At 67.2% G+C, this 6,369-nt stretch carries 8 protein-coding genes and 1 pseudogene; 5 read left to right on the plus strand and 4 right to left on the minus strand.

Annotated elements, in window-relative coordinates:
- Position 1 precedes the first annotated feature (1 nt).
- Positions 2-1,372 carry a hypothetical protein gene (locus KBY71_RS14355; RefSeq protein WP_396095561.1) on the plus strand — a complete coding sequence of 457 codons (1,371 nt, stop codon included), beginning with the start codon at positions 2-4 and terminating at the stop codon, positions 1,370-1,372.
- An 18-nt stretch (positions 1,373-1,390) separates the two neighbouring features.
- Here the strand turns inward: KBY71_RS14355 and KBY71_RS14360 are convergent, their stop codons facing one another.
- The gene (locus KBY71_RS14360; RefSeq protein WP_254929578.1) at positions 1,391-1,828 is read right to left on the minus strand and encodes a CBS domain-containing protein; all 438 of its coding nucleotides are present in this window, start codon (positions 1,826-1,828) and stop codon (positions 1,391-1,393) included.
- Positions 1,829-1,906: 78 nt separating this feature from the next.
- On the opposite strand from KBY71_RS14360, the gene KBY71_RS14365 reads away from it, so the two are divergent.
- Entirely contained in the window at positions 1,907-2,434 is a 528-nt protein-coding gene (locus KBY71_RS14365; protein ID WP_254929574.1) for a CDP-alcohol phosphatidyltransferase family protein, read from the plus strand.
- Here KBY71_RS14365 and KBY71_RS14370 read toward each other — a convergent pair.
- The 3 genes from KBY71_RS14370 to KBY71_RS14380 are packed head-to-tail and all read right to left on the minus strand — an operon-like array spanning position 2,420 to position 4,516.
- On the minus strand, positions 2,420-3,343 hold the full coding sequence (locus KBY71_RS14370; protein WP_254929575.1) for an oxidoreductase: 924 nt from the start codon (positions 3,341-3,343) through the stop codon (positions 2,420-2,422). The genes KBY71_RS14365 and KBY71_RS14370 overlap by 15 nt on opposite strands.
- A 45-nt stretch (positions 3,344-3,388) precedes the next feature.
- Complete coding sequence (locus KBY71_RS14375) at positions 3,389-4,306, minus strand: NAD-dependent epimerase/dehydratase family protein (RefSeq protein ID WP_254929579.1); 918 nt, start codon at positions 4,304-4,306, stop codon at positions 3,389-3,391.
- A gap of 60 nt (positions 4,307-4,366) precedes the next feature.
- Positions 4,367-4,516 (minus strand): hypothetical protein, encoded by a 150-nt coding sequence (locus tag KBY71_RS14380; protein ID WP_254929576.1) that lies wholly within the window; start codon positions 4,514-4,516, stop codon positions 4,367-4,369.
- A gap of 97 nt (positions 4,517-4,613) precedes the next feature.
- Here KBY71_RS14380 and KBY71_RS14385 point away from each other — a divergent pair.
- From KBY71_RS14385 to KBY71_RS14395, 3 genes and pseudogenes are all read left to right on the plus strand, one after another.
- A pseudogene (locus KBY71_RS14385) lies at positions 4,614-4,814 on the plus strand (TIGR02450 family Trp-rich protein); the annotation flags it as partial.
- A gap of 30 nt (positions 4,815-4,844) precedes the next feature.
- Positions 4,845-5,609: a 1-(5-phosphoribosyl)-5-[(5-phosphoribosylamino)methylideneamino]imidazole-4-carboxamide isomerase gene (gene hisA, locus KBY71_RS14390; protein WP_254929580.1), complete on the plus strand. Its 765-nt coding sequence runs from the start codon at positions 4,845-4,847 to the stop codon at positions 5,607-5,609.
- Positions 5,610-5,769: 160 nt separating this feature from the next.
- The gene (locus KBY71_RS14395) at positions 5,770-6,132 is read left to right on the plus strand and encodes a Fur family transcriptional regulator (protein WP_254929581.1); all 363 of its coding nucleotides are present in this window, start codon (positions 5,770-5,772) and stop codon (positions 6,130-6,132) included.
- Positions 6,133-6,369 lie beyond the last annotated feature (237 nt).

A 6,369-nucleotide genomic window follows, 5' to 3' on the forward strand; every position in this document is an offset into this window, starting at 1 on the left:
CCTGCCCGCCGGAATGCTCACCTTCTTGGTGGCGATTGCTCCGCCGCTGCCCGGGTCCGGCACCCGGGCCGGAGCGCCCCTGCTCACCCGCGCCGACGGTCAGCCGTTCCGCTACCTCCCGGACAAGAGTGTCTACGCCCTCGACTTCGATCCCCGGGCGGTGCAGATCGACCTGCTCGAAGGCTGGGATCGGGAGCAGGAGGCCTATGCCGACCGCCAGGCCCTGGCCTTCTTTTCGGGGCCGATGTACGAGCGCCACGTCGATGCGGGCGGGCGGGAAATCACAGTGCCGCTGGGCGATCTCAAGCTGGGCGATCGCATCTGGCGCGGCCGCAACCGCACCGCTGCCCGCCAGCGGGCCTTTGTGGGCATCCGCCGCGATGGGGGCGTCGACTTCGGCTTCGGCGAGCTGACGGCCGATCGCGCCCAGCGCTACGACAGCTTCATCGGCGGGCTTCACAGCGTCTACAACGACCTAGAGCGGCCGCCGGCGAGCTATCGCGGTGCCTACAGCATTTCGATGGGCCAGCAGATCCGCTATTTCCTACCCAGGATCCGCATGGTGATCGGCCTGCGCCCCGACGGCCGGCTGGAGGTGCTGATGAGCCGCGATGGCCTCACCCTCGAGCAGACCCGCTCCCTGGCGCGGCAGCGCGGGCTGCGGGCCGCCTACCTGCCCGACCACGCCTCCAAGAGCCGTTTCATCATCCCCGGCAAAAAGGGCTTCAGCGCGGCTGACGCCAACTGGATCAGCGGTGGCGCCACCAGCTTTGTGCACGTGCCCTACCTGCTGCGGCTGAGCCGACGCAGCACCCCCCTGCAGGGGTCGCTCCTGGCCAGCCTGGCGGGGCGAACGGCGGCCGAGGGCTGCGGCAATCCCTTCCAGTGCGGCCAAACCCTCGGCGGGCAACTGGTGGACCGGGCCCTGGCCGGCTTAAACCGGCTGATGGAGCAGGGGGTGGAACCCATCGCCCAGCTGATCTGGGCCCCTCGTGGCCCCCGGGATCCCCTGCGGGCCAACGCCAAGGCCCCCCTGCGTGAGCCGCCGATCAGCGCGGACCCCCTGGCCCTGCGCCAGCGCCAAGAGCAAGCCGCCGACAGCCCGGCGATCACCGGGGTGGAGTTCGAGACCCTCGGCCTGCCATCCGACCTCTCCCAGCCCCTGGTACTGCCAGAAGGCGTAGAACTGCCTGAGGAGGGAGCCGCGGCCGCGGACGGGTACGCCTCGCCAGCGGATCCAGGGGCCGCCGAACTGGACGGCGCCGAACCGGCGGAAGCACCATTGGATTCGGCGGTCGGCCCCACGGGCCAGATCACCACAGGGGCTCCCCTGCCGGGAGCGCCGCCACCACCGGGCCTGCCAGAGCCCTGATTGGCTGATACCCCTGCTTCAGCCCGCAGCCGCCAGCGCCCGCACCACATCCCCGCGGGTGAGCACACCCACCGGGTGGCGCTCGCCATCCAGCACAAACAGGCGTTGGGTGCTGCGCTCATGCAGCAGGCCAGCCGCCGCCGGCAAGGGCAGCTCGGCGCTGCAGCTGTGGGGGTGTTGGCCCATCACCTCGCCCACGGTGCTGCCGAGCACCTGGTGCACCTCCTTATCCCAGTTGAGCGGATTGCGGAGGTAGATCACCGCATCGAGCAGCATCACGTAGGGGCCGGGCTGGAAGCCGCTTTCGCGCACCATCAGGTCTTGCTCGCTGAGCTCGCCCACCAGGGCGCCACTGCCATCCACCACCGGCAAACCGCTGATGTGGTGCTCGCTCATCAACTGCACGGCCTCCTGCAGGGGACTGTCCGCTGTGACACTCAACACCGGTGCAGACATCACGGCGGAAACCAGCTGTTGCACCACGGGCCAAACAAGACGACTGGAGCCATTCTGGGGCCGAGCACGGCAGACACCATGGCGACGCAACGGATACGCCAACTGGCCGACGGCCTCACCGTGGCCCGGGCCGTGCTGGGACTACCGCTGATCGTTGCCCTGGCGGGGGGCCAACCAGCCCTGGCCTGGTGGCTGCTGCTACTGGGCGGCCTGAGCGACTGGGCCGATGGCGCCCTGGCACGCCGGGCCGGCGGCGGCTCGGTGTGGGGCGCCCGCCTCGATCCCCTCACCGACAAAATCCTGATCAGCGCGCCGCTGCTGTGGCTTGGAGCGGAGGGGATCCTGCCCCTGTGGGCGATCTGGCTGCTGCTGGCCCGGGAACTACTTATTTCTGGCTGGCGCGCCGCTGAAGCCAGCGGCGGCCCGGCCTCCTGGAGCGGCAAGCTCAAAACGATCCTGCAATTCGCCAGCCTGCTGCTGCTGCTCTGGCCCAACGGCTGGGGTTTCGGACTGGCGGCAGCATTCCAGACCGCTGGCTTCTGGCTGTTCTGGCCGTCGTTGCTGCTGGCGCTGAGCTCGGCCTGGGGCTACCTACGCAAGCCCTAAAGCAGTGAGCTCCTCGCTGCGCTGCCAGAGCCGCTGGCGCTGATCGGCATCGAGGGCCGCGGGGGCAATGCGCACCTCGGTGGGCCAGCCCCGCATGCCACCGAACTGATTTGGTCCGTAGTGACCCCCTGGGGTGGCTTCGGGTGCGGTGGCGGCAAACAACTGGGGCAGCGCTCCCATGGCCGTGCTCTGCAACAGCGGGCCCATCAGCCGGTAGGCCAGGGGTTCAAACCACGAGCCATTGGCAGCAACCGAGGCCAGCTGAAGATTGGTGCGGGCAAAGCCCGGATGGGCCGCCAGCGACAGCACCGCCTGGCCCTGATCGCGCAGCCGCTGCTGCAGCTCTAAGGCAAACATCACATTGGCGAGCTTGCTCTGGCCGTAGGCAGCCCAGCGGTCGTAGCGGCGATCGCCCTGCAGATCGTCGAAAGCAATCCGGCCGAAATACTGGGCCCCTGAGGTCACGCTCACCACCCGTGCATTCGGGCGATCGGATAGCAGCGGCAGCAGGGCCCGGGTGAGGGCGAAATGGCCCAGGTGGTTCACACCCAGCTGCATCTCGAAGCCGTCGGGGGTGAGCTGCCGCGGCAGGGCCATCAGTCCGGCGTTGTTGATCAGCAGATCCAGCCGGCCGTGGCGATCGGCCAATTCCGCAGCGGCACGGCGCACGCAAGCCAAGCTGGCCAGATCAAGCTCCAGCAGCTCAACGGCACCACCCCCGCTAGCGGCCGCTGCCGACAATTCACCCTTGGCAAGCTCTGCCCGGGGCAGGCTGCGGCAGCCGAGCACCACGGTGGCGCCCTTGGCCACTAGCGCCCGCGCCGTTTCCAGGCCCAGGCCGCTGTTGGCGCCGGTGATCAGGGCCAAGCGTCCGGCCTGATCGGGAATCGAGTCGGTAGTCCAGTTCATGGCAGGAGCCTATGGAAATAGGCCTCACAGCTGCGGCAAAGAAGCTCAGCCGATCAAGGCCTCGTCTGCGGAGAAATCAGGGCTGGTGGGAGTCCGCAGGGCGTAGTCGTTGGTGTAGCTGTCGGCGATGGTGGCCTCAAGGTCAAAGGCCGGCTCCCAGGCCAGTTCACGCCGCACCCGGGTGGTGTCGGTGAGGAAGTGGGCTAGGCGCAGCGGGAAGGCCTTGCGGGCTTTTTTATCGAGAGCAGCGGGATCGAAGCTGCGGATTTCCACAGAAGCTGGCTCCTTGCCGGCCGCCCGGGCCGCTGCCTGCACCAAGCCGCGGAAGGTGACGCCCTGGCTGCCGGTGCAGTTGTAGATGCGGTTGGCGGCGGCATCCACCTCGATGCAGCGAGCCATGGCGGCGGCTAGGTCTGCCACATGGCCCAGCTGGGTGATCGTGCTGCCATCACCGGGCAGGGGCACGGGCCGGCCATGCACGATGCGATCAAAAAACCAGCTCTCCACAGGGTTGTAGTTGCCCGGCCCCACGATGTAGGTGGGCCGGAAGCTTGTGAAAGCGATGCCCTCGCTGCGCAGCCAGGCTTCGGTTTCGGCCTTGCCAGCGTGGCGGCTGGCGGGATCAACGGGGCTGTTTTCATCGAGGGGCCAAAGCTCGCTATCGGCGTAAACACCGGCCGAGCTCACATAAACAAAGCGATGGGCCGGAGGCCCGGTGCGCTCGATCACAGCGCGGGAATCCTCAAGGCTGCGGCCCGAGCTATCGACGATCACATCAAAACTGCGACCCACCAGCGGCTCCAGCCCCCCAGCAGTGCTGCGGTCGCCGATCAGGTGCTCCACCCCTGCCGGCGCTGGCTTGTTGCCACGAGTAAACAAGGTGAGGGCATGGCCTTCAGCCTGCAGCCGCTCCACCAGCGGTTTGCCCACGAAGCGGGTGCCGCCCATCACCAGGATGTTCATGCTGCTGCCCACGGGGCCGCGAAACTGGGCGTCATTCAAACCCCCGGACAGCAGAGGCGGTTACTCCACCACCGTTATGCCCGTGTCGATCCGCTCGATCGGTGGCGCCGCCAGCGTCTGCTGCCAAAGGGACAAGATCGACCAGTAGCCCTGGGCCCTCGGCTTGGTCGCCACGCTGGAGTTCACCACGCCGCTGCGTATTTGGCCCACCAGCTTGGGCCATCGGGCGCACAGGCGGAGCTTCTAATTTTGGCTGCCAAGACGGCGCCGTAAACCACACTTTGGTTCTGGTTTGCCTCTTTTTGTGATGCGTCTGGCCAAGGCCTACACAGCCCAGCCCGCCACCATCACGTCGTGGCCCCCCGGCAGTCGCGGCTATCGCCACTTCTCCCTGCTGGGGGAGCGGGGCCAGGGCGCGGAACGGGCCGTGGAACTACAGGCGGTGCTGGAGCGGGGCTTTCGGCTGGTGGTGCCGCTACGGGAGCTGCGCAACCGGCAGCTCTGGCAGCCTGGCTGGCAGCAATTGCCTCCAGCAGCCATGCAGATAATTCCCGCCATCGACCTGCTCGATGGCCACTGCGTGCGGCTGCACCAAGGCGACTACGACCAGGTAACGCGCTTCTCCGACGACCCAGTGGCCCAGGCCCTCAGCTGGCAGCAACAGGGAGCCAGGCGGCTGCACCTGGTGGATCTAGACGGCGCCCGCAGCGGCCAACCAATCAACGATGCGGCCGTGAAGGCGATCACCACTGCCCTCAGCATCCCCGTGCAGCTGGGGGGTGGGGTGCGCAGCGCCGAACGGGCTGAGGAGCTGCTGAGCTTCGGACTGGATCGGGTCATCCTCGGCACCGTGGCCCTTGAGCAACCCGAATTAGTCGATGAGCTGGCAGCGCGCTATCCCGGCCGGATCGTGGTGGGCATCGACGCCAAAAACGGCAAGGTGGCCACCCGCGGCTGGATCGAAGAGAGCAGCACCGAAGCCACCGCCCTAGCCCAGCGCTTCTGCGCCAGCGGCATCGCCGCAATCATCAGCACCGACATCGCCACAGACGGCACCCTGGCGGGCCCCAACCTCGAAGCCCTGAGGGCGATGGCCGAGGCCAGCGCCGTGCCGGTGATCGCCTCCGGCGGCATCGGCAACCTGGAGCACCTGCTGTCGCTGCTGAGCCTGGCGCCCCTAGGGGTAGAGGGGGTGATCGTGGGCCGGGCCCTCTACGACGGACGGGTGGATCTAGCTGAAGCCCTGCAGGCCATCGATGAGGGCCGACTGCAGGATCCGACCAGTGCCTCGATGATGGCCTGAACCGGCAGCCTGCCCCGATGGCAATAGCGGATCGCTTGCGACCTGCCCTATAACAGATTGAGTCTGATTTGAGGCGTGTCGCGTGAACGCCGGCGCCCTTCCCCCAACCAATCCATCAACCTGCGTAGACGACGTCTATCAGCGCTGCCGCGACCTGGGCATGAGGCTCAGCCGCCAGCGCCGCATGGTGCTCGATTTGCTTTGGGTTGAGAAGAGCCATCTCAGCGCCCGCGACATTTTTGAAAAGCTCAACAACCTGGGCCGCAATATTGGTCACACGTCTGTTTATCAAAATCTTGAAGCCCTGCAGACCGCTGGCGTGATCGAGTGCCTTGACCGGGCCAGCGGCCGGCTCTACGGCTATCGCAGCGATCCCCACAGCCACCTCACCTGCTCGCAATCAGGCGCCATCCAAGACCTAGACGTCGAGCTACCACGCGAGTTGCTCGACCAGATCGAGCGCCACACCGGCTTCGCCATCGAGACCTACACCCTGCATCTGACCGGCCGGCGCCGCAGCTGAATCCCTTCGCCCACCCAGGACTGGAGAATCCGCTTCAGCATCGGTACCTTTGGCCCATGCCATCACCAAACCCATGAGTTCGCCAAACCCGTGAGTTCGCAGCTGCTGCTGTTTGCCGAACCGCTGCTGCGCGATGGCCTCACCCGCCTGCTCACGGCTCAGGCGGGGCTGTACTGCGTCGCTGAGCGACCAGAGCAGCTGCAAGGGCTGCCCCAACTGGTGATCTGGCAAGCCAGC

Source organism: Cyanobium sp. T1B-Tous (assembly GCF_024345475.1).
GTDB lineage: Bacteria > Cyanobacteriota > Cyanobacteriia > PCC-6307 > Cyanobiaceae > Cyanobium_A.